The 19,163-nt window shown below is 66.8% G+C and carries 18 protein-coding genes; 8 read left to right on the top strand and 10 right to left on the bottom strand.

The features are described 5' to 3' along the window. Positions 1–20: 20 nt before the first annotated feature. On the bottom strand, positions 21–2,069 hold the full coding sequence (locus FHY05_RS16910) for a TonB-dependent receptor domain-containing protein (protein WP_183945616.1): 2,049 nt from the start codon (positions 2,067–2,069) through the stop codon (positions 21–23). 2 nt (positions 2,070–2,071) lie between these two features. Then, positions 2,072–2,590 carry a YfiR/HmsC family protein gene (locus tag FHY05_RS16905; protein WP_183945615.1) on the bottom strand — a complete coding sequence of 173 codons (519 nt, stop codon included), beginning with the start codon at positions 2,588–2,590 and terminating at the stop codon, positions 2,072–2,074. Between the two features lie 481 nt (positions 2,591–3,071). Between FHY05_RS16905 and FHY05_RS16900 the strand changes: the two genes are divergently transcribed. From FHY05_RS16900 to FHY05_RS16880, 5 genes are all read left to right on the top strand, one after another. Next, entirely contained in the window at positions 3,072–3,326 is a 255-nt protein-coding gene (locus FHY05_RS16900) for a DUF6894 family protein (RefSeq protein ID WP_183945614.1), read from the top strand. Between the two features lie 396 nt (positions 3,327–3,722). Continuing rightward, positions 3,723–4,574, top strand: a complete 852-nt coding sequence (locus FHY05_RS16895; RefSeq protein WP_183945613.1) for a hypothetical protein — start codon at positions 3,723–3,725, stop codon at positions 4,572–4,574. Positions 4,575–4,771: 197 nt separating this feature from the next. Then, positions 4,772–5,275: a hypothetical protein gene (locus FHY05_RS16890; RefSeq protein ID WP_183945612.1), complete on the top strand. Its 504-nt coding sequence runs from the start codon at positions 4,772–4,774 to the stop codon at positions 5,273–5,275. A 172-nt stretch (positions 5,276–5,447) separates the two neighbouring features. Then, positions 5,448–5,573, top strand: coding sequence for a resolvase (locus FHY05_RS22635; RefSeq protein WP_183945611.1), 126 nt, complete (start codon positions 5,448–5,450; stop codon positions 5,571–5,573). Between the two features lie 12 nt (positions 5,574–5,585). Beyond that, complete coding sequence (locus FHY05_RS16880) at positions 5,586–6,365, top strand: DUF4019 domain-containing protein (RefSeq protein WP_183945610.1); 780 nt, start codon at positions 5,586–5,588, stop codon at positions 6,363–6,365. Positions 6,366–6,958: 593 nt separating this feature from the next. On the opposite strand, the gene FHY05_RS16875 is transcribed toward FHY05_RS16880, so the two are convergent. The 3 genes from FHY05_RS16875 to FHY05_RS16865 all read right to left on the bottom strand — a co-directional run bounded on the left by FHY05_RS16875 (position 6,959) and on the right by FHY05_RS16865 (position 9,358). Then, positions 6,959–7,375 (bottom strand): hypothetical protein, encoded by a 417-nt coding sequence (locus tag FHY05_RS16875; RefSeq protein WP_183945609.1) that lies wholly within the window; start codon positions 7,373–7,375, stop codon positions 6,959–6,961. 495 nt (positions 7,376–7,870) lie between these two features. Next, positions 7,871–8,491, bottom strand: coding sequence for a DUF3885 domain-containing protein (locus FHY05_RS16870; RefSeq protein ID WP_183945608.1), 621 nt, complete (start codon positions 8,489–8,491; stop codon positions 7,871–7,873). Positions 8,492–8,785: 294 nt separating this feature from the next. Continuing rightward, a complete protein-coding gene (locus tag FHY05_RS16865; RefSeq protein ID WP_183945607.1) occupies positions 8,786–9,358 on the bottom strand; it encodes a TetR/AcrR family transcriptional regulator in 573 nt (190 codons plus the stop codon). Positions 9,359–9,445: 87 nt separating this feature from the next. Between FHY05_RS16865 and FHY05_RS16860 the strand changes: the two genes are divergently transcribed. Together FHY05_RS16860 and FHY05_RS16855 are read left to right on the top strand one after the other, a co-directional pair. After that, positions 9,446–9,826, top strand: a complete 381-nt coding sequence (locus FHY05_RS16860) for a DUF4267 domain-containing protein (protein ID WP_183945606.1) — start codon at positions 9,446–9,448, stop codon at positions 9,824–9,826. A gap of 1 nt (position 9,827) precedes the next feature. Continuing rightward, positions 9,828–10,205: a hypothetical protein gene (locus FHY05_RS16855; RefSeq protein WP_183945605.1), complete on the top strand. Its 378-nt coding sequence runs from the start codon at positions 9,828–9,830 to the stop codon at positions 10,203–10,205. A 169-nt stretch (positions 10,206–10,374) separates the two neighbouring features. On the opposite strand, the gene FHY05_RS16850 is transcribed toward FHY05_RS16855, so the two are convergent. Beyond that, positions 10,375–11,127: an SDR family NAD(P)-dependent oxidoreductase gene (locus tag FHY05_RS16850; RefSeq protein ID WP_183945645.1), complete on the bottom strand. Its 753-nt coding sequence runs from the start codon at positions 11,125–11,127 to the stop codon at positions 10,375–10,377. Between the two features lie 115 nt (positions 11,128–11,242). On the opposite strand from FHY05_RS16850, the gene FHY05_RS16845 reads away from it, so the two are divergent. Beyond that, positions 11,243–12,163, top strand: coding sequence for a LysR substrate-binding domain-containing protein (locus FHY05_RS16845; RefSeq protein WP_183945604.1), 921 nt, complete (start codon positions 11,243–11,245; stop codon positions 12,161–12,163). A 188-nt stretch (positions 12,164–12,351) separates the two neighbouring features. On the opposite strand, the gene FHY05_RS16840 is transcribed toward FHY05_RS16845, so the two are convergent. The 4 genes from FHY05_RS16840 to FHY05_RS16825 form a co-directional block, all read right to left on the bottom strand. Further along, positions 12,352–12,909: a hypothetical protein gene (locus FHY05_RS16840; RefSeq protein ID WP_183945603.1), complete on the bottom strand. Its 558-nt coding sequence runs from the start codon at positions 12,907–12,909 to the stop codon at positions 12,352–12,354. Positions 12,910–13,162: 253 nt separating this feature from the next. Further along, on the bottom strand, positions 13,163–15,154 hold the full coding sequence (locus FHY05_RS16835; protein WP_183945602.1) for a prolyl oligopeptidase family serine peptidase: 1,992 nt from the start codon (positions 15,152–15,154) through the stop codon (positions 13,163–13,165). A gap of 53 nt (positions 15,155–15,207) precedes the next feature. Next, positions 15,208–18,006, bottom strand: a complete 2,799-nt coding sequence (locus FHY05_RS16830) for a TonB-dependent siderophore receptor (protein WP_183945601.1) — start codon at positions 18,004–18,006, stop codon at positions 15,208–15,210. A gap of 252 nt (positions 18,007–18,258) precedes the next feature. Then, on the bottom strand, positions 18,259–19,152 hold the full coding sequence (locus FHY05_RS16825) for a LysR family transcriptional regulator (RefSeq protein WP_183945600.1): 894 nt from the start codon (positions 19,150–19,152) through the stop codon (positions 18,259–18,261). Positions 19,153–19,163 lie beyond the last annotated feature (11 nt).

Raw genomic sequence — 19,163 nt, 5'->3', positions numbered from 1 at the left:
GGGGATCGCCATTCTAGCGCTCACAGCGTCACGCGTACGCCGCCGCGCACGCGGCGGTCGGCCGGGATCGGCGAGCCCGCCGCCCCGTCCGCCAGCGACAGGTTCTCGCCCGCGACGAACAGCTCGAGCGCGTTGCTAAGGCGATAGCCCGCGCGCGCGTCGAGCGCCGCCGCATCGTCGACGCGGTACAGCCGCAGCTGCTGCTGCGTCGAGAAGGCGAACTGCTGCGTCGCGGAGGTGTAGCGTGCCAGCGCGCTCGCATACCAGCGGCCCCCGTCGTAACCGAGCGCGACATTGGCCTTGTGCCGCGGCGTGGTCGCGCGGGGCGCGAGCGCGTAGGGGATCGGCAGCGTCGTGCCGGCGAGATCGCCGTCGGTCTCGGTCCAGGTGTAGTTGATCCGCCAGTCGAGCGAGACGACGCGTCCGCTCGCCTGCCACTCGGTGCCGTAAGTGGCATAGTCACCGACCGCGGCGAAGCGCGCCGCCAGCACCGGCGTCGGCGTGAGGAACAGGTCGAGGTTCGGCTCGAGCCCGTCTCCCGGCGAGGCGATCGCGTCGTTGGTGCGCGTGTAGAAAGCGGTCGCCTCCAGCCGCGTCGCGCCGAGCGCATGGGTATAGCCGAGCTCGCCACTCCATACCGCCACGGGGCGAATGCGCGGCGAGCCGGTGATCACGATCGGCACCGGCGTCGGCACCGCCAGCGGCAGGCGGAAGCCGAAGCTCACCAGCGAGGGCAGCTGATAGCCTCGCCCACCGTTGAGCCGCAGCCGGCCGTTCGCGCCCGTCTTCACCACGACCGCGGCGTTGAAGCTGAGCCGCGTGAACGCGCGATCGAACGCGGCCGGGTCGTCGAGCACCGGCTGCGCGATCGCGCCCGACTGCCCCAGCCAAAGCCGGTCGACCCGCGCCGCGGCGCTGACGCCGACGCGATCGAGCGGGTGGAGGTCGAGCATCGCGTCGAGCGAGGCGACGTCATAGGCGATGGTCCGCGCGAACTGGGCGGGGCCGCGCATCCGGCTGTTGCGATACTCGGCGCCGACGCGCAGCGTGTCGTCGGTGTCGAGCCGGTAGAGCGCCGCCGCCTTCACCGCGATCAGCCGGTTCTCGATCGGCGCGCTGACGCGGTTGACCCCGTCGCTGCCCTCCTCCCCATAGTCGGCGTCGAGCCAGTTGACGTAGCCGTTGAGCGTCGCGCCGCCCCACGCCGTGTCGTGCGTCAGCCCGGCGTGGACATTGCTGCTGCGATAGCGCTGATTGGAGAGCAGCTGGCTGGGCAGATATTCGATCTGCTCGTTGCTGGCATAGCCGCCGCCGAGCACCGCCTCGGTGGTGCCCCATCGCGCGCTCAGCTCGCCGGCGACCTGGTCGGCGGCGACGTCGACGATCGGCGTCGGCGCGAGCAGCCCGGGAGGCAGACGGCGCTCGTCCTCGCGCAGCCGCCCGGCGCTGACGCGCGCGCGCACGCTGCCGCCGAGCGGCAGCGACGCGGTGCCCGCCAGCCGCGAGAAACCGTGGTCGCCCGCGGACGCGGCGGCGCGCGCGCTCGCCGCGTCGCTGCCGCGCTTGGTGATGATGTTGACCACGCCGCTGGCCGCGTTGAAGCCGAACAGCGCCGCGGCGGGGCCGCGCACCAGCTCGATCTGCTGGATCTCCTCCAGCTGCACGCCGAGCAGGTTCCAGTCGGTCAGGCCGTAATGGTCGAGATAGACCTGCCGCCCGTCCACCAGCACCAGCAGCCGTGCGTTGTAGGTCTGCACGCCGCCGCGCACCGCGACGTCGCTCTGCCCCGCGGTCCAGCGGTTGACATCGACCCCGGCGAAGCCCTTGAGCAGTCCCGGCAGATCGCGCGCGGGCGATCGCGCGATCTGATCCGCGGTGATGATCGTGACCGAGGCAGCGACCTCGGAGGCGCGCTGCGGCTTGCCGATAACGCTGGTGGTGACGGGTTCGCCGACCATCGCTTCGAGCGCGGAATAATCCACCGCCTGCGCGGTCGCCGGCGCGGCGGCCGTGATCGGGAGCAGCGCGGCGCCGACGACGAGGGCGCGGCGTAGCATGAGCGCGGTCACCCTCAGATCTCCTTGACGAGCATCAGGAAGGCCGAGCCGAAGCGCGCGTTCGCGGCGCGCGCCGCGGCGCGGTTGACGGTGATCTGGACGCGCGCGCCGCTGCCGATCCCGACGACACAGCGTGCCGCCTGGACGCAGGCGTCGTCCGAGGTGATGGTCACGACCGAGCTGCGCGCGGCAGCCGCAGCGATCGCGCCCTGATCGTCGCGCGTGCCCGCAGTGACGAAGGCGACGCGGTAGCCGGCTAGCGAGTCGAGCGCAGTCACCGGCACGCGCTTGGTGCGCAGCGTCGTCTTCCCCGCGGCGGCACCACCGCCGAGCGCGCGCTCGATCGCGGCAGCGTCCGCCAGCGAGGCGGCGTTGCCCGGCGCGACCACGATCGCGGCGGGCATGATGCCGGTCGGCGGCGGTTGCAGGAACGACACTACCCGTACCGCGATCGGTACGTTCAACTCCGCCCGCAGCGGCAGTGGCGCCACGACGCTGCCCACCACCACCGCTGCCCCGATCAACTCTCTCACGTGACCTAACCCCAAAACCTGAGGCGGACCTAGGCGGACCGGGTCACCATATGATTAACGGCGCGGTGAGGATGCGATGGTGACGGCTGCGCCGAGTCACCTCTCCCGAGCGCCGAGGCGCGTCCTCAGAGCGAGCTCGGACGACCGATGGCGCCGTCCCGCGCGAGCGCCGTTACACCGACGCTCATGTCCGCGACGGAGGCACGTGGCGGTGGTTCGCCCGGCGTGCAAAGGTCATCCCGAGAGATGGCGAGCGTGAAATCCCGTCGCGGGTTCGGATTGCCCGTGTGCTGACGCTTAGGAACAGACGCCTCACGTCGCGCCCGCCGAAGGTTGGGAGCGTATGCCCAGCGGGGGCGAGGGGACGCAAATCGGGGTTGCGAGCCGCTTGGTGGTCGACTGAGATCTGATCGTTCAGCGGCAATCACCCTGATCTGAGTGAGCCGGCGCATCGATCTGAGCCTAGCCTCATTGAACGGTCATGCCACGCTTTCGCTTCACCATACGCGATGATCGGGGCGAGATCGGCAACAAGGTCGTCGATCTCCCGAGCCTAACAGCTGCCAAAACGCAGGCCGTCGAGGAAGCCAGCCGCGCGTTAGCAATCGTCGACGGGGCGTTCTGGGCGGACGGGCACCTGCAGATTGAGGTGACAGACGGGAGCGGCCTCAGCTTAGTCACGCTCATGGTCAACGGCTATGAGTCGTCAGCGAGCGGCAAGCGGTTAGACGGCTGAGCGCGCGGCCATGGACGGGGCCGATGCACGGATAATGTCATCACTCCCCCCTACCCAAGACGTAGAGACGGTAGCTTCGGGCGCCCCGCCCTCCTTTCAAGAGTGGCCGAACGTTCATCTCCTGCTCTAGGCATCTAATCGTCCAGCGGAGCTAGCCAAACGGCTTGTTTTCGAGAGTCCGAGCGATCATCGCAGTGGGTGACGCTCGATCGCGGCGGGCGGCTGCCTCATCGGCCGTTACCAAGAACGGTATCGCGGTGGGCCGACCTCGCCGCAGACCAGTCCGATCTCCTCGGACGGCTTGAGACGAGAGCCAGATCGACTTGTTTCCAACGCAACGGGACTTGATCGACGCGCGCTGGTCGGTAGTCTCGTCTCATCTCTGAGGGGGGATTAATGCTGAAATGGAACAGGCGCGTTTGCGCCCTCGTCGCTGTTGCCTTGTCTTCCGCAACGGTGCCGGTCCGCGCTGAGCCGCTGACGACCGAACAGGTGATCTCGCTCTCGTCGGCCGGCATCGGCGACGAAGCGATCATTGCCAAAATCAAGAGCTCCGGCACCAGGCTGGACCTCAGCGCGGATCAGATGGTCGCCTTGAAGGCGAAGGGGGTGTCTGGTCCGGTGCTCGCCGCGCTGCTCAACGGTGGTAATGCCGCCAGCGCCACACCGGTCCTGTCGATCGACGCCCTCGATCCGATGCTGCCGCATGCACCTGGAGTTTACGTCGTGGATGCGGCGCAGACCAAGATGGTTCGGATCGACCCGACGGTCACCAGCCAAGCCAAGACAGGAGGACTCCTAGGTTACGCGATCACGGGTGGCATCGCTTCGATGAGTATGAAGGCCAGTATCGCCAACGAAGCTGCGCGTGTGCGAACCACGGGAGCACCGACCTTCTACTTCTTCTTCGATGAGTCGAACCCCGACAGCGGCAGGCTGGTATCAACGTGGCTGGCCGGCACAGCGACTAACGCCACGTCGCCAAACGAGTTTACGCTGACGCGCTTGACAGCCAAAAAGGGCCGTCGAGAGGCGCGAGTCGGCAGCTTCAACATCGGCGGCGCCAAGACCGGTGTCATGGACAAGGACAGGCTCGCCTTCTCTTATGATCTCGTCCGACCGGGTGTATACAAGGCAGCCCTGGCCGCGCCATTACCGAAAGGCGAGTATGGCTTTGTTTACTCGCTGGCAGGCGGCGGCAGTGCCGGTGCACTGACGGCTCGAATCTTCGATTTTTCGGTACTCTAGTTCATCCGGCGGCGGGTACTGCCTTCGCTTGTTTGAGCGAGCAGCGTGCGACAGAAGGAGTCCGATGTCGCTTCGACGACGCAAGAATATTCCATACATCTTCACGACAGGGTTCAAGCATGAGTCTTCCAAAGCAAGCGTGTGTCGTGATCGGGTTGGCAGCTCTCACATTGAGCGCAACCGCAACGGCGGAACCTGTGGCCGAACTGCCGTCGGCCGTAGCCACCTTCGACAAACTCTGCCTGGTAGGAGGTCTCGATCCGGCAGCGCGACCGGCTGCGCTATCCGCGGCAGGTTGGCAAAAGGCTGCGGTCACAGACATCGACGTGCCGAAACTCGGCATATCCAAGGCGATTGATCGTAACTTCGACTTCAGCAAGCCTAGTACGACCGAGCAGTGGAACGGGACGGTCGATGGGCGTCCGGCGAGTGTGGTCCTCGCCCGCTTCGACCCGAAGCGGCGTTACTTGAACTTATGTGCTCTGACTGTAAATGGCGTACGGAACGCTATGCCGTATGGTGACGACCTCAGCTCGGCTTTTGAAGCCTTCGGGGTCAAGGGCAAGAGCGTCGATCTCGCGCACTATTATGAGTACGCGGGCAAGGTAGGGTCCGACAAGCATCCCGTTCGCGGGGAGATATTCACCCGCTCACTGGCTACAGGCGGCCGCGACGCCATGCATATCTATGTCGCATACTGAGCCATCGAGCAGCGACGGATGCCGAAACACAGACGCAACCTCGACGGCCGCCAAAAAGATGCGAACGACAACGGCCAAATTGCGGCTGACCGCTGAGCGCACTCGCGACGGTATGGCTGTGGCATGGGTCGAGGATAGGCCGCTTGGGCGTCGGCCGATCGAAGAAGACACGGTGAGCGCGGCACTCGAGCTGGTGGCAGCCCGCGTGCGACGTGCCGAGCCCACGCGGCAGCTCGGGCTCGGTAGGTCGACCATCTACCGGGAGGTGAAGCGGCTCGGCATCGCGCGCCCGGCCTAGGGATCGCTCACTATGCCACCTGGCAACCCTGTCGCTTTGAGTGAGCGTGAGCGAGAAGTGCTGCGCCTTCTTCTGGTCGGCCACGACGCCAAGTCCATCGCCCGCACGCTTGGCCTGTCGGTGCACACGGTCAACGATCGGCTGCGGGAGGCCCGCCGTAAGCTGGGCGTGTCGAGCAGCCGCGAGGCCGCTCGACGCTTCATGGAAATAGATGGCGTCGGACCCAATTTTCTCGTGCCCATGGAATTCAGGCATGCCGAGGACGCTCCAGGTCCGGAGAGAACCGACGCTCCAGCCGTGCCGCGATCCCCGCCGCACCGTCTGGCGTGGTTTACTGGAGGAATGCTCGTGATGTCCCTTGTCATCGCAGTCGTTGCGCTCTCGGCTTTGGTCGGTGGTCTGAACAGTGCGCAGGCACCTGCTCCGAGCGCTCCATCCGCTCCGCTTCCTCCTGAGACCGACGCGTCATCAGCAGCACGCAAATGGGTCGAGCTGCTCGATGCGGGAGAGTGGGATGCGAGCTGGCAAGCCGCTGCCGAGGTGTTCAAGAGCTCCATCACGCCGACACAGTGGGAGGCAAAGAGTCAGACTGTTCGTGCCCCGCTCGGGCAGGTTTCATCACGCGTCCTGCGAAGCGTCGTGCCGACCAAGACGCTGCCCGGCGCTCCGGCGGGGAATTACCAAGTGTTACAATTCCAAACACGCTACGCCACGAAGCCCGAGGGAATGGAGACCGTGGTGCTCTCGCACGAAAATGGAACCTGGCGGGTTAGCGGGTACTTCATCCGCTAATCGCGCAGGTTCGGCCACCAACAACGCGCGCGATAGCCACAGACCCGCGATCGGCAGGACCCAGTTGCGATCACCTAAGGCGTTCCGGGCGTCTCCCATTTTCGGACATTTGTTCGTCTTTCTGTGTCATGCACACGGAAGCGGGCCGAGGCGCCCGGTCCGCTTGCACGGCGCGTCCGTCCAGAGGTCCATCCGCAGAGCGGGCCCGCGCTGCTCGCAGCGTCCCCGTCGGCGTCGACAGTCAGGGACACCGCCGCCATTTCGTCGCCGCGATCGAACAGAATGGCAGCGGCATCCCCGACAGCCTCGAGAGTGGGCTCGCGGAGGCTGTCACTGCGGAGCGATCCGAGAACAGCGTCAACGCCTGGTGGGCCGACGGCGTAACGCTGCTCGCCATGAGGAATTAGCGCGCCCTTCACGCCCACGCCGCTCGTCGCCTCAGTGACTGGCGGTTCCGTCGTACGCTCAGCGAACGGGCGTGAGTGTCACCCAAACGCAGACCGGCTGCTCATCACGCTGAACGAGCTTGAACCGGAAGCTCGCCACGTAGCGCTCGACGTAGCGCCGCTCGACCGCGGAGGCACCCTCAATGCTTACGCGTTCGACGCGGCTGTCGGGAGCGACGTGCAGGCAGGCTGTCTCGCTTCCTGGTATCGCGCGGCATGATCGCGCGGGCATCCTGATCCGCGGGCGGCCGCCATGCTGGTGATCACGAGAGACTTGAGCATCGATATGCCGCCCAGAACGGCGGTACCTCGGTGATGCCAGGCGGTAGATTCGGCACCGGCGACGCGATTTTTATCAGCCACCGCAGGACGCCCCCCCCCGACAACCGCATAGCTCATATACGCCTGCGTCAGCATCACCGCGTTGAAGTGGATCGCCACGCTGTCGGCGCGCGAAAGCGGATGGCGGGGTGAGAACTCGTCTAGCGCGATGAGGCACGCACGCTGGCGCTGCCGCTCGTCGACAAAGCGGCACCACCGTTCGCGCCCGGCGCGACGGCTCACTGCCAATCGGCGCCGCCAGCGCGCTGGTCGCCGCCGTGGCGACGCTGCGCTGGTCGCCCGCGTGTAGAGAAAGGCAGTCGCGCGCGCGTTCAATCGCTGCCGCCGCCTCGGGCGTGTCGGGGCGGGGTGGCGGCGGTGGAGAAATCGCCGGCGGGGACGGGTACGGTGCTTGGGCGAGGCTCTTCACAGAGATGGTCGCGAACGCAAGAGGGATCGACGATCGACGATCGACTGATTCGCATGGCTGACTGTCTCGCGCGCCGCTGCAGGGCGCAAGCATGCCGCCGTCTACAACGGTCGGCGCCGCCGCAGCGCACGGTTGTCCTACTTCCGCCGGGTGCCATGGTGAAGCGTTTAGGTCCGGTCATCACCCCCGTGCCGCGCTGCGCTCAGGAAGTCGATTGATGTCCGTGCCAGCTCGCGAAGCGGATGCCTTACAACTCGCAGGCGTTCGAGGAGGCAGCCGCGCTAACGCAGCCTTCTACGTCGCTGCGACTAAAATAGCTTAGCCATGCGCTCGCGATCATAGTCAAGTAGCCACTCGTCAAAGCGAATGAATAGATCACGGAGCGCGGCTTCGTCCTTTGCAATCACGTCCATGCCTCGGTCATCATAGACGTACAGCATCAATGGCGTGACCGGATCAATCAGAAAAATGGAGACGTTAGCTTTTGGATAAATTGGCATCTCGAGAGCAACCGCGTGCCACAGTAAGGTATCTCGCGCGACTTTGTCTTCACCTAAATCGTAGGACCGGAAGGTTGCATCATTCGCTTCGGCATCGTCGGGATCAGAATAGAGAGGGCCGTGCCACTCAGCTGATTGAGGGACGACAAACCCTGTGGACTGCAATGCAGTGAAGCCGTTTTTTGTTCTTCGAGAAAGACCTGTGGACGACGGCCTTTGACCGCCCCATGCGACTACACCCATGCAGCCGTTTCTAAATGCCGCGTCAGCTACGGTGGATGCGCGTGAATGGGCTTGAAGGAAGCGCGGGACCTGCTCGGTGACGTTGTCGAACTGGCCTCCAAGCTGGAACCGGAGCCGGACATCTTTATCGGAAAAGCGTGTCGTCCATAGGTGCGACCAAAGGTGCTCGACGGAAGGATTGATCATACGACCTTTTACATTGGCACCGCATATGAACCAACGTCTGCTTCTGGTGAGGAAGTATCGCTGAGGGGAGGGCTACGTTTGGGCAACTGGAGCGCCTGCACCAACGGCGGCTCATGGGCGAACGCGGCCCCCTCCCCGCTCGGGGCGAGGACCCAGAACCGGACACTGACGGGCTCTTTGGAGCCACCTAACTTCGGCCATGCGTTCATCTCTGGTCAGGAGCGGCGCCGCGAGTACTCGTCGTGTCTCGTTTGAGGCGAAGCGGCGTGAGTTCTCTATCGCTCGACTTGAGCATCAGACCGCCAGGAACGCGCTAACGACCAGGTCAAGGCGCTCCGAGCGGGCCGTGGGCCTGATCCGGGCAGAACGCTCCAACTCGGCCAGGCCATGGAGGGTCGCCCAGAATGCCTCTGTCCGGGTGGCTCCCTCGTTGCCGCTCTCAGGTGAAGTGACGACCGCCGCCAGCGCCGCGAAAGCGTCGCGCAGCTCCGGCCGTGTCTCGCCATCGGCGAAGTGCAGGCCGGTCGCCATCGTGAACATCGCCTCGTAAAGGGCGGGCTGCGCCTCAGCGAAGGCGAGATAGACGTCGGCGGCGCTGCGGAGCGCAGCCCGATGATTGAATGACGTTCCGGCCTGTCGCAACGCTGCGGCCAACTCCCCAAACCCTTGGACTGCGACCGCTGCGACGATCGCCTCCCGGTTGGCGAAGTGCGAGTAAATCACGGGCTGGCTGTATTCGATCTCGTCGGCCAAGCGCCGGATCGTCACCGCCGGCCAGCCATCGCGCGCCGCTATCTCGCGTGCCGTCGCGACGATGCGCTGCTCGCGCTCCGCCCGCTCCCGGCCCTTCCTCTCCGCTACGCCCATTGCCGGCCTTCCTTTCGATCGGGAGCCATAACGAGTGTTGCAAATCTAGCAATGCTAGATTATATCCGGACCAACAAGGAGAGGCTCATGCACTGGTTCTCATACGGAGTGGCAACGCTGGCAGCGGCGGGCATCATCGGCATAGGGACAATGTACCTGACCCGACCAAGGGTTATGACGCGCAATTTCGGCCTGCCGCTGCCCGCGGAGGGGCAGAACACCACTTGGTGGCTGCGCCTCAAGGGCTCGCGCGACATCGTGTCGGGCCTGATCGTGCTGGCGCTGATGGTCTTGAGTACGCCGTTCGTGCTCGGCGTCGTCCTGCTGATCGATGCGATCACACCCTTAAGCGACATGACGACGATCCTCGCAGCCAAAGGCTCGACCGGCACGGCGCTCGGAGTTCACGGCCTGACCGCGGCGCTGATGGTCGCAGCTGCCATTGCTCTCATCATCGGAGTGGCCTGACATGCTCCACGATCATCTCACCTGGCTATGGTATGCCGTCGCGGCGCTCATGCTCGTCGACGCGCTCGCCTACACTTTCGGCGCCATCGGTCCGATCCGGCGCGCCCTGAACCAGGCCGAGCCTTATTGGCAGAAGCGGCTGCTTCTCAACCTGTTGCTCGCAAATCAGGGCCTATACCTTGGTGCCGCCATTCCGCTCGTCGGCGCGGTAATCGAGACTCGGCAGCCGGGTACCGCACACGCGCTGTTCTGGCTCACGTTGGCGACCTGCATCTACACGATGGTAACGGTGCCGGTCTTCACCCCTCGTGACAGCGGTCACGCCATCCCGCGAGCGCTCGCAGCGGCGCTGATCGTCGTTGGCTTCGTTATGGCTTGAGGTCACTGATCTGCCATGCTCGGTACTCCCGCAGTCCGCCCTTCGAGAAGAACGGCTGAGGCCCATTTGCGGACGCTCAGAGCTCCCCCGCCGCTTTCCCTTTCCGGCTATTCGTTCACCTCTGCGCCATTGCCGACCACCCGAAAGCTCGGGCGGTCGGCCGAAGGGGCTAGATCTGGGTGATGCCACCGTCGACGAACAGTTCGGCGCCGTTGATGAAGCTCGCGTCGTCCGAAGCTAGGAACAGCGCGGCCTTGGCGATCTCCTCGGGCCGGCCAACGCGGCCCACCGGGATCTGGGTAGCGAGATAATCCTTGATGCCCTGAGCCTGGTCGCCGCCGCCGAACACGTCGGTCAGCCCAGTGGTTTCGGTCGGCCCGGGGCTGACGACGTTCACGCGGATGTGGCGATCCTTGAGGTCCAGGATCCAGCTCCGCGCCAGGTTGCGCACCGCCGCCTTGCTCGCGCCATATACGCTGAACGCGGGCGTGCCCGAGGCGCCGGCGTTCGAGCTCATGAGCACGATCGACGCGCCGTTCTTCAGGAGCGGCAGCGCCTTCTGCACGGTGAAGATCGTGCCCTTCACGTTTGTGTCGAAGGTTCGCTGATACTGCTCCTCGGTGATCGCCCCGAGCGGCAGCATCGTGCCGCCGCCTGCATTGGCGACGATGACGTCGATCTGCGCGTGCTGCTGCTGGACGGCATCATAGACCCGATCGATGTCGGCAAGGTTGGACATGTCCGCGCGGACGCCGGTCACGCGGCCGCCGATCTCCCTGACCGCGGCGTCCAGCACATCCTGGCGCCGCCCAGTGATGATTACCGCGGCCCCTTCCGCGACGAACGCCTTCGCCGTCGCGAGACCGATGCCGCTGGTGCCGCCGGTCACGATCACCACCTTGTTGTTGAACCGGTCCGTCATTGTCTGTCTCCTGCTCGCTTGCGGCGAACCGCTGCTGAACGTCGTAGATGCGTGTGACACGATGTCGCTTGTAGTCGGCGATTTCGGCACCTAGCGTTCCACCAGAGGAACGATGATGCGGACGGACCTGAACGACCTCGCCTATTTTGCGGAAGTGGTGAGCCACGGCGGCTTCGCCGCAGCGGGTCGCGCGATGCGAGAGCCGAAGTCGACGCTCAGCCGGCGCATCGCCGCGCTGGAGGAGCGCCTAGGGCTGCGCCTGATCGAGCGCTCGAGTCGCCGCTTTCGCGTGACCGAAACGGGAGAGGCGTTCTACCAGCGGTGCCGCGCCATGCTCGCCGAGGCGGAGCAGGCCGAAGCGTTAGTGATGCAGGCGCAAGCCGAACCGCACGGGCGCATTCGCTTCAGCTGCCCGAGCGGCATGGTCGCGCCGATCTCGGAACTCGTTACTTCGTTCGGTGCGCGATACCCGAAGGTCCGGCTTCAACTCATCGCCACCGACCGCCCCGTCGACCTCATCGCGGAACGCGTCGACCTCGCGTTACGGGTGCGGGCGGAGCTCAGCAGCGATGCCGAACTGACGATCCGCTCGCTCGGGCGCTCGGTCCGTATTCTTGTGGCCAGTCCGCAAGTCGCGAGTGGCGTTAGGACGGTAGAGCAGCTTGCCACTCTGCCGGCCTTGTCGACGAACGATGAAGACGATGAAGTCGACTGGCGCCTCGAAACGGACGATGGTCGCAAGCAGACGGTCCGGGTGCAACCGCGCCTCGGATGCACCCAGATGGATCAGCTGCTCGACGCCGCTGCGGCGGGGCTGGGCGTGGCACTCCTACCCGATCGCGTCTGCCGCTCGGCGCTCGCTTCGGGTAAGCTGGTGCGGGTGCTGCCGGCCTGGCACGCGCAGGTCGGCATCGTCCACCTGGTGTTCACGACTCGGCGTGGTCTGCCGCCCGCCGTCCGCGCTCTGATCGACTACCTTGCGCAAGGTTTCGCGCCAGCGATCGATGCCAAGCAATTGCTGCACGCTAGCCGTTGAACTACGCGGCCCGAGTTGCTCCATTGACCAATAAGCGGTCACTCAGCGCCAACTATCCGGCTCCAAAATCCCGCCATTCGTTCAGCCGGCTCGCAACAGTCGTGCTTCGGCGTGAGTGGCCACCCTCTGGCACTGAAACAACAAGGAAAGCGGACGGCGAGTCTTCCGGTCAACCGAACGCTGCTCGATCACTTGCCAGATCCGAGCGCACGCCGTGCCTCTGGCACGACCGTGTAGACCGCCTGCCGCTTAGCGCCGCGGTTTCGATGATCGACACGGTAGCCCTGATAGTGCCGCGCGACGAGGCCGGCGCGGACGAGCTCTGACACGGCACGACTGACGTTGGTACGGCCCGACCGACGGAGACGTTCGCCCACTGTCTCGTCCACGAGGCGTTGCGCAAGCTCCGGGTCGACAGGGAGAACCCGCTCGGCCTCAAGCTCGCGACGCACCTTTTGGGAGAGATCGAGCCGCCGAGGATCGTGCTGCGCGATTGGCAACAAGGCATCGCAAAGCCAGTCGCGGATCGGGATGATTGTATCGCCTTCGTGGATATGCGGTCCCGCCGAGCCGCTGCGCGCCCCGGCCTGAGCGATAAGGTTCAGAACCATAAAGCTGTAGCGCGGTCGCTCGCAAGACGCGGTCAATCGCTCAAGGATTGCGGGTAGGTCAAGCAGTGGGCGGGAGGCGCTACGCTTGGCTTGCTCGTCGCACCGCTCGGGCGGAAACAGGTCGTGCTGGAACATGGAACATTACAAGCGCAGTCGGACTCGCGAGTGAGTCCCCTTCTTCGATCCGACGCCGTTTGACCACTCGTGGCACTTTGCCCATCGGCAAAGTGCCACGGCTGTTTCCTCCGTGTTCATGTGAAGCGTGACGCTTGGATTAGGAGATCACGCTCGCGCCCTGAGATGCTTTGGTCGCTCTCTGCGCTCTCGCCTTCTTGCCTGAGACCCGGGAGGGCGGTCGGACATCCAGGCTCCATGGCCAAGGTGCATCTTAACGTGTCGGATCGGCAGACCCTGCAAGTAACGTTGTCTGCCAGAACAACATTGACGTGTTGAAGTAATAGTCGCTGTTCTCCTTCTTGCGGAAGCCATGTCCCTCGTTCCGCGCGATCAGGTGCCAGGCCGTGCCACCGCGGCCGCGCACCGCCGCGATCATCTGGTCGGCCTCCGACTTGGGCACGCGCGGGTCGTTGCCGCCGGTCGCCACCAGCAGCGGCATGGTGATCTTGTCGACGCTGGTGAGCGGCGAGATCGCGGTGAGCTTGGCGCGCTGGCGGGGATCGCGCTCGTCGCCATATTCGACGCGGCGCAGGTCGCGGCGATAGCTCTGCGTGTTCTCGAGAAAGGTGACGAAGTTTGAGATCGCGACATAGCAGTTCGCGCCCTTGAACCGCGCCGCGTAGCGGATCGCGCTGGCGTAGCACATGTAGCCGCCATAGGAGACGCCGGTCACCGCAAAACGCGCCGGGTCCAGCGCCGGGTCACGCTCGAGCGCGTCGAGGAAGGCGCCGACGTCGCGCACCGAATTTTCGCGCAGGTCCGGGCCGTTGTCGAGATTGACGAAGCGCTTGCCGAAGCCCGACGAGCCGCGCACGTTGGGGTAGAACAGCGCCACGCCGAGCTCGTTGAGCAGGTAATTGTCGGCGCCCAGGAAGTCGGGCCGGGTCTGGCCCTCGGGGCCGCCGTGGATATCCACCACCAGCGGCCGCTTGCCCGGGAAACGACGTGCGTCGGGCCGGTAGAGGAACCCCGACACGGTCTCGCCGTCAAAGCTCTTAACTTCGACCAGCTGCGGCGCCGCGTTGTTGGCTGGATCAAGTCCGCCCGCCTCGCTGTCGGTCCAGCGTGTAACGGCCAGCGTCCTCGCATCCACCGCGAAGGCATCGCCGGGCACGCGCGCCGACCCGATACTCAGCCCGATCACACCCCAGGGGGAGATCTCCAGCGCCGGGCCGATGCTGTACGGAATGACGCCCTCGGGCAGACCGGTCACCGGCCGCACCGTCCCGCCGGCGACGTCGAGCACACGCAGCCGGCTGATCCCCGCCTCGTTGACGGCATAGGCGATCGTCGCGCCGTCGGGTGACAGCGCATAGTCGCTCACGTCCCAGCGCGGCTCGCGCGTTACCGCGGTGAAGCGGCCACGCTCGTCGAGCCGGCCGAGCCGCAGGAAGTCGGCGCCGCCAGCGTCGGACACGACCCAGATGGCGCCACCGGCGCCGTAGCGCGGATGCTCGTACGACACCTGCGCTTTCACGTCGGTGAGCGCGCGGAGGGTGCCCGAGGCGAGGTCGAGCTCGTAGAGGTCGGCCTTGTTGATCGACTGGCGGTTGAGCACCAGCGCGCGGCGCCCGTCGCTTGAGAAATCGGCGATGTTCCAGCCGCCGCCGCGCACCTGCGCGACGCGGCGGTCGCTGGCGCGGTCGCGCGGGTCGATCACGTAGAGGTCGCTGTCGGCGCCATTGCGCCGCGTCGAGGAATAGCCGACCAGCGCGCCGTCGCGGCTCCAGGCGCCGAACCAGTTCCGGCTCTTGCCGTCGGTCAGCAGCGCAAGCCGGCCATCGGCGAGGCGGTAAAGCTGATAGAATTCACCGCCGCCGACATCCTTCTGCACCACCAGCGCGTCGGCGCGGCCGGGCGCCAGCGTCGCGGCGAGGATCGGCTCATCCTCGAAGCTGAGCTGGTGCCGCGACGCGAGCGGCGCGGCGACGCGGTGCACCTGATCGGTGCTGCTGAAGCGGGTGCGGATCAGCATCGAACGGTCGGCGTCGTTCCAGCCGAGGAACTGCGCGCGCCGCGTCTGGAGATAGGGGCGGGTCGCCTCGGCGAGCGCGACCGGGATGGCCGGCACCCCGTCGGCGACGATCGCCGCCGGTTTGGCCAGGGTGGCGCCGGGCATCGCGCCGGGATCGCCCGCCTGCGCGGCGGCTGCGAGCGGGAGGAGGAGCGCGGTGGCGAACAGAACTGGGCGCAGCGGCCGCATGGCAGGTCTCCGGGAAGAGTACCGTCGCCGCCGAGGACGGCGACGGTTAGGGATCAGAAGCGGACGCGAGCGCCGACCGTGACGTAGCGGCCGATCACGTCATAGTAAGGCGAGTAGAGCGAGCCCATCGGCGGTGCCTTGTCGAACAGGTTGCTCGCGTTGGCGTAGACCTCGAGCGACGGCCCGCTCGTCACCGGTATGCGCGCGGCGAGCTGCAGGTCGACATAGGTGTAGGCGCCGATATGGCCGTTGGCGATGTCCTGAGTCAGGTTATACTCGCCCGGCGAGATGTAGCGCGCGCGCAGCTCGGCGGAGTAGGTCTTGTCGTCGTAACCGATCGCGCCGTTGACCCGCCACTTCGGCACGCCCAGCCCGAAGGAGTAGCCCTGCGAGCGGACGTACTCGATCTGGCTGACACCGTCGTCGGTGCTGAGCCCGTCGACCCAGGTGCCGAGCAGGCGGAAGCGCAGCCGCCCGCCGCTCTCGACCCCGAGCCGGCTGAGCGGCAGCAGGTACGACAGCTCGGCGTCGATCCCGTTGGTCTGGTACTGCGACAGGTTGACGAAGGTGGAGCGGGTGCGGACCAACGTGCCCGCGGCGTCGCGGTCGATCCGCGAGCACAGGTCGAGGTTGCCGGCGAAGCAGCGCGTTACCAGGTCCTGCGGCGCGATCGTGGTGATCACGTCGTCGATCCGGATATCGTAATAGTCGACCGTCAGGTTGAGCCCGGCGACCGACGCGGGCGACCAGGTTACGCCGCCAGTGAAGGTGTTCGCCACCTCCGGGCGCAGCGCGACGTTCCCGCCGCCAATGTTCTGGACGTAGACGCTCTGCCCGGTCTGCGGGTCGGTCAGGTTGTTGTAGCCGATCGTCGATTGGGTGAAGAGCTCGGACAGGCTGGCCGAGCGGATGTCGCGCGAGTAGGTCGCGCGGCCGCGCAGCCCGGGAAAGAACTCGTTGGTGCCACCCAGCTTGTACGACCAGATCGAGCCGGTCGTGCTATAGTCGCTGACGCGCACCGCGCCGTTGAGCTCGAGCCGGCGCAGCAGCGGCGTGTCGTGGATCAGCGGCACCAGCAGCTCGCCGAACGCCTCCTTCACCGTGAACGCGCCCGCCAGCGGCGAGAAGCTGAACGAGGTGAAGGCGCGCGCCAGGTCGAGCGCGCCGACGCGCGTGTCGATCTGCTCCTTGCGCGCCTCGAACCCGGCCGCGAACGAGACGTCGCCCGCGGGCAGCGCGAACGGCTCGCCGCGCAGCGAGAAGCCGGTGACGTCGAGCTTGGTGGTCGAGCGCGACATCGGCGTGCCGGTGACATAGGCCGCCGCCGCGGCGGACGGCGCGCCCTCGCCGAACAGGTTGATCGGCACGCAGGCGGTGCCCGGGTCGGTCAGCGCGACGCGGCAGATCGGCTGGCCCGTTGTCGGGCTGACGATCGAGTCGACCGCCTGGGCATAGTTCTGCGTCAGGATGAAGCCCGGCGTGTCGATGTTGTTCTGGAACGCGCCGTGGGTGTAATAGGCGCTCCAGCGCAGCCGGGTGCCGATCGTGCCGTCCAGCGCCAGCGTCGCCTGCGTGGTCTCGCGCTCGAAGTCGATCGTCGAGTAAGCGAAGTCGTTGTTGAAGCGGCCGAGGAAGAAGCTCGTCTGCCCCGCCGCCGCCATCTGCTCGCGCACCGCCGCCGGTAGGAAGGCGTTGTCGCTGCCGATCCGCAGCCCGCTCGTGGCACTGCTGCGGTTGTGATCGCCGAACCAGATGTAGTTGTTGTACATGCGCGAGTGGCGCACCTCGGCGGTCGCCTTCACCGCGTCCGATAGCTCGTAGCTGACGCGCGCCAGGCCATTGTAGCGGCGCTGCGGCGTCACCAGCGGGCTGAGGTCGTCGTTGGACGGTCCCTCGCCGCCGATCGAGTTGGTGCCGCGCACGGTGCCGCCGTCGAAGCGGCGCAGCGTGCCGTCGGGGTTGAAGGCGTCGCCGGCGAGCACCCCCGACATGATCAGCCCGCCATAGGCCGCGTTGGAGAAGCCGACGTCGGGCGCGAGCACGAAGCGTCCGGCGCCGTCGGCCACGGTGGCCCAGCGGCCGATCCGCGGCCGGCTGACCTTGGGCACCACGCCGTCATTGTCGAGATACTCGCCGCCGACCAGCACGTGGCCGCGCCCGCCCGCGAACGCGGCGCCGAACGCGCCCTCGAAGCGGCGCTCGGCGGCGTCGTTGAACGAGGAGATGCCCGCCTGCGCGCCGAGCCGCAGCCCGTTGAAACGGTCGTCGATGCTGACGTTGACCACGCCCGCGACCGCGCCCGAGCCCCACGCGGCCGAGGCGCCGCCGGTGACCACGTCGACGCTCTTGATCAGCACCGTCGGGATCGTGTTGAGGTCGTTGTCGCTGGCGAAGCGGCGCCCGTCGAGCAGCACCAGGGTGCGGCTGGTGCCGAGCCCGCGCAGGTCGACCGGGGCGGTGCCCGCGCCGGTGTTGGTGCCGGTGGTCTGCGCCGAGGTGGTGGCGCGGAACTGCGGCAGGTCGTTGAGCGCCGCGGCAACGTTGGGCCGGCCGCCGACGCTCAGGTCGGTCGCGGTGACTCGCAGCGTGGGTGTGGGCGCGTCGTAACCCGCGCGATCGATGCGCGACCCGGTGACGACGACGTCCTGCCCGGCAGCGTCGCGTTGATCTAGCGCACTCGCCTGATCGGGCGTGGCGGAGACGGAGGTGGTGGCCGGGTCGATGCCGGCATCGGCAGCGGCCGCCGCTGGCGCGGCCGACTGCGCGAGCGCCGGCGCGGCGAGCGTGGCGGACAGCGCGAGCGCGCTGCCGCCCGCCGCGAGCGCGCGGCGGAACAAACTTACGTACAACATCAACAAACCCCTTTGCGTGGCCGCTCGCGCGGCGCGTCGTCGTTCTCCCTGCGGAAAGCCCGGTGGCGGGCGGTGCGGCCGCTGGCGGCGCGCGGCCGGGCATGGTGACGGCGCGCCCGAGCGCATCGCGAGATGCCCGGGCGAGCGTATCTGTCACCGCTCCCGATCTGTGTGACACGTTCTTGCGTCGAACGGCCCGAAAGGGAAAGACTATTGTCCGATGTTATCCCGGTGGCACGCCATAGCCGCGCGCTATGGTCTTAGGTCTGCCGCGAGGCTCGCGATCAGGTGGTCGAGGAAGGTCGCCGCCAGCGCGCCGGGCGGGCGGTTCTCGGGATAGAGCGCGTAGACGTCGAACGCGATCGGGGGATCGAGCGGACGGCTCTCCAGTCCCTGCGCCACCGCCGTGCCCGCCGTGTAGCTGTCGACCACGGTCACGCCGACGCCGGCCTCGACCAGCGCGGCGGCGACGAAGAAGGTGCGCGCCGCGGCGACCTCGTCTAGCTGGACGTCGTGCTGCTCCAGCGCGGCGAGCAACATCTGCCCCTGCGGCCCGCTGTCGACGGTCGAGACGAAGGGCAGGCCGGCGAGCCGGTCGAGCGGCACGCGCGCGGGCGGGTCGCGCAGCGCCCCGGCGCGGTAGAGGAGCACCATCTCGCCGCGGCCGACGCGCAGGCTCTGCAACGCCGCACCGCGCGGGCGGTGATAGCTGATCACGATGTCGCTCTCGCCCTCGAGCAGGTTGCGCGCGATGTCGGCGGTGTGGATGGTGTGGAGCTCGAAACGCACCTCGCGGTGGCGCTCGAGGAAGCGCGCCACCGCCCGCGGGATCGCGCCCAGCCCGAGCGAGGGCAGCGTCGACAGCCGCAGCGTGGTGTCGCGGCCGCGTCGCAGGTTGCGCGCGCGCTGCTGCATGAGATGGACGCCGTCCTGGATCGCGGCGGCGTCGTCGAACAGCGCGTGCGCGTCGGCAGTGGGCACCATTTTGCCCTTGATCCGCTCGAACAGCGGGAAGCCGAGCACCTGCTCGGCGTGTTGCAGCACCTTGGTTACGGATGGCTGCGACACGTGGAGCGCACGCGCCGCTGCGCTGACCGACCTGGCCGAGTAGACCGCGTGGAAAACCTCGATATGCCGCAGGCGCATCATGCGATCAT

The sequence above is a fragment of the Sphingomonas sp. BK580 genome, assembly GCF_014194975.1.
Lineage (GTDB): Bacteria > Pseudomonadota > Alphaproteobacteria > Sphingomonadales > Sphingomonadaceae > Sphingomonas.
Note: the sequence above shows the minus strand (reverse complement) of the source record. Positions and strands in the feature narration are given on the sequence as shown.

Coding starts and splice junctions, on each gene's coding strand:
- FHY05_RS16840 (WP_183945603.1), bottom strand. CDS start 12,909: ATGTTCCAGCACGACCTGTTTCCGCCCGAGCGGTGCGACGAGCAAGCC.
- FHY05_RS16850 (WP_183945645.1), bottom strand. CDS start 11,127: ATGACGGACCGGTTCAACAACAAGGTGGTGATCGTGACCGGCGGCACC.
- FHY05_RS16865 (WP_183945607.1), bottom strand. CDS start 9,358: ATGGGCGTAGCGGAGAGGAAGGGCCGGGAGCGGGCGGAGCGCGAGCAG.
- FHY05_RS16900 (WP_183945614.1), top strand. CDS start 3,072: ATGCCACGCTTTCGCTTCACCATACGCGATGATCGGGGCGAGATCGGC.
- FHY05_RS16860 (WP_183945606.1), top strand. CDS start 9,446: ATGCACTGGTTCTCATACGGAGTGGCAACGCTGGCAGCGGCGGGCATC.
- FHY05_RS16880 (WP_183945610.1), top strand. CDS start 5,586: ATGCCACCTGGCAACCCTGTCGCTTTGAGTGAGCGTGAGCGAGAAGTG.
- FHY05_RS16825 (WP_183945600.1), bottom strand. CDS start 19,152: ATGCGCCTGCGGCATATCGAGGTTTTCCACGCGGTCTACTCGGCCAGG.
- FHY05_RS16830 (WP_183945601.1), bottom strand. CDS start 18,006: ATGTTGTACGTAAGTTTGTTCCGCCGCGCGCTCGCGGCGGGCGGCAGC.
- FHY05_RS16855 (WP_183945605.1), top strand. CDS start 9,828: ATGCTCCACGATCATCTCACCTGGCTATGGTATGCCGTCGCGGCGCTC.
- FHY05_RS16835 (WP_183945602.1), bottom strand. CDS start 15,154: ATGCGGCCGCTGCGCCCAGTTCTGTTCGCCACCGCGCTCCTCCTCCCG.
- FHY05_RS16895 (WP_183945613.1), top strand. CDS start 3,723: ATGCTGAAATGGAACAGGCGCGTTTGCGCCCTCGTCGCTGTTGCCTTG.
- FHY05_RS16870 (WP_183945608.1), bottom strand. CDS start 8,491: ATGATCAATCCTTCCGTCGAGCACCTTTGGTCGCACCTATGGACGACA.
- FHY05_RS16845 (WP_183945604.1), top strand. CDS start 11,243: ATGCGGACGGACCTGAACGACCTCGCCTATTTTGCGGAAGTGGTGAGC.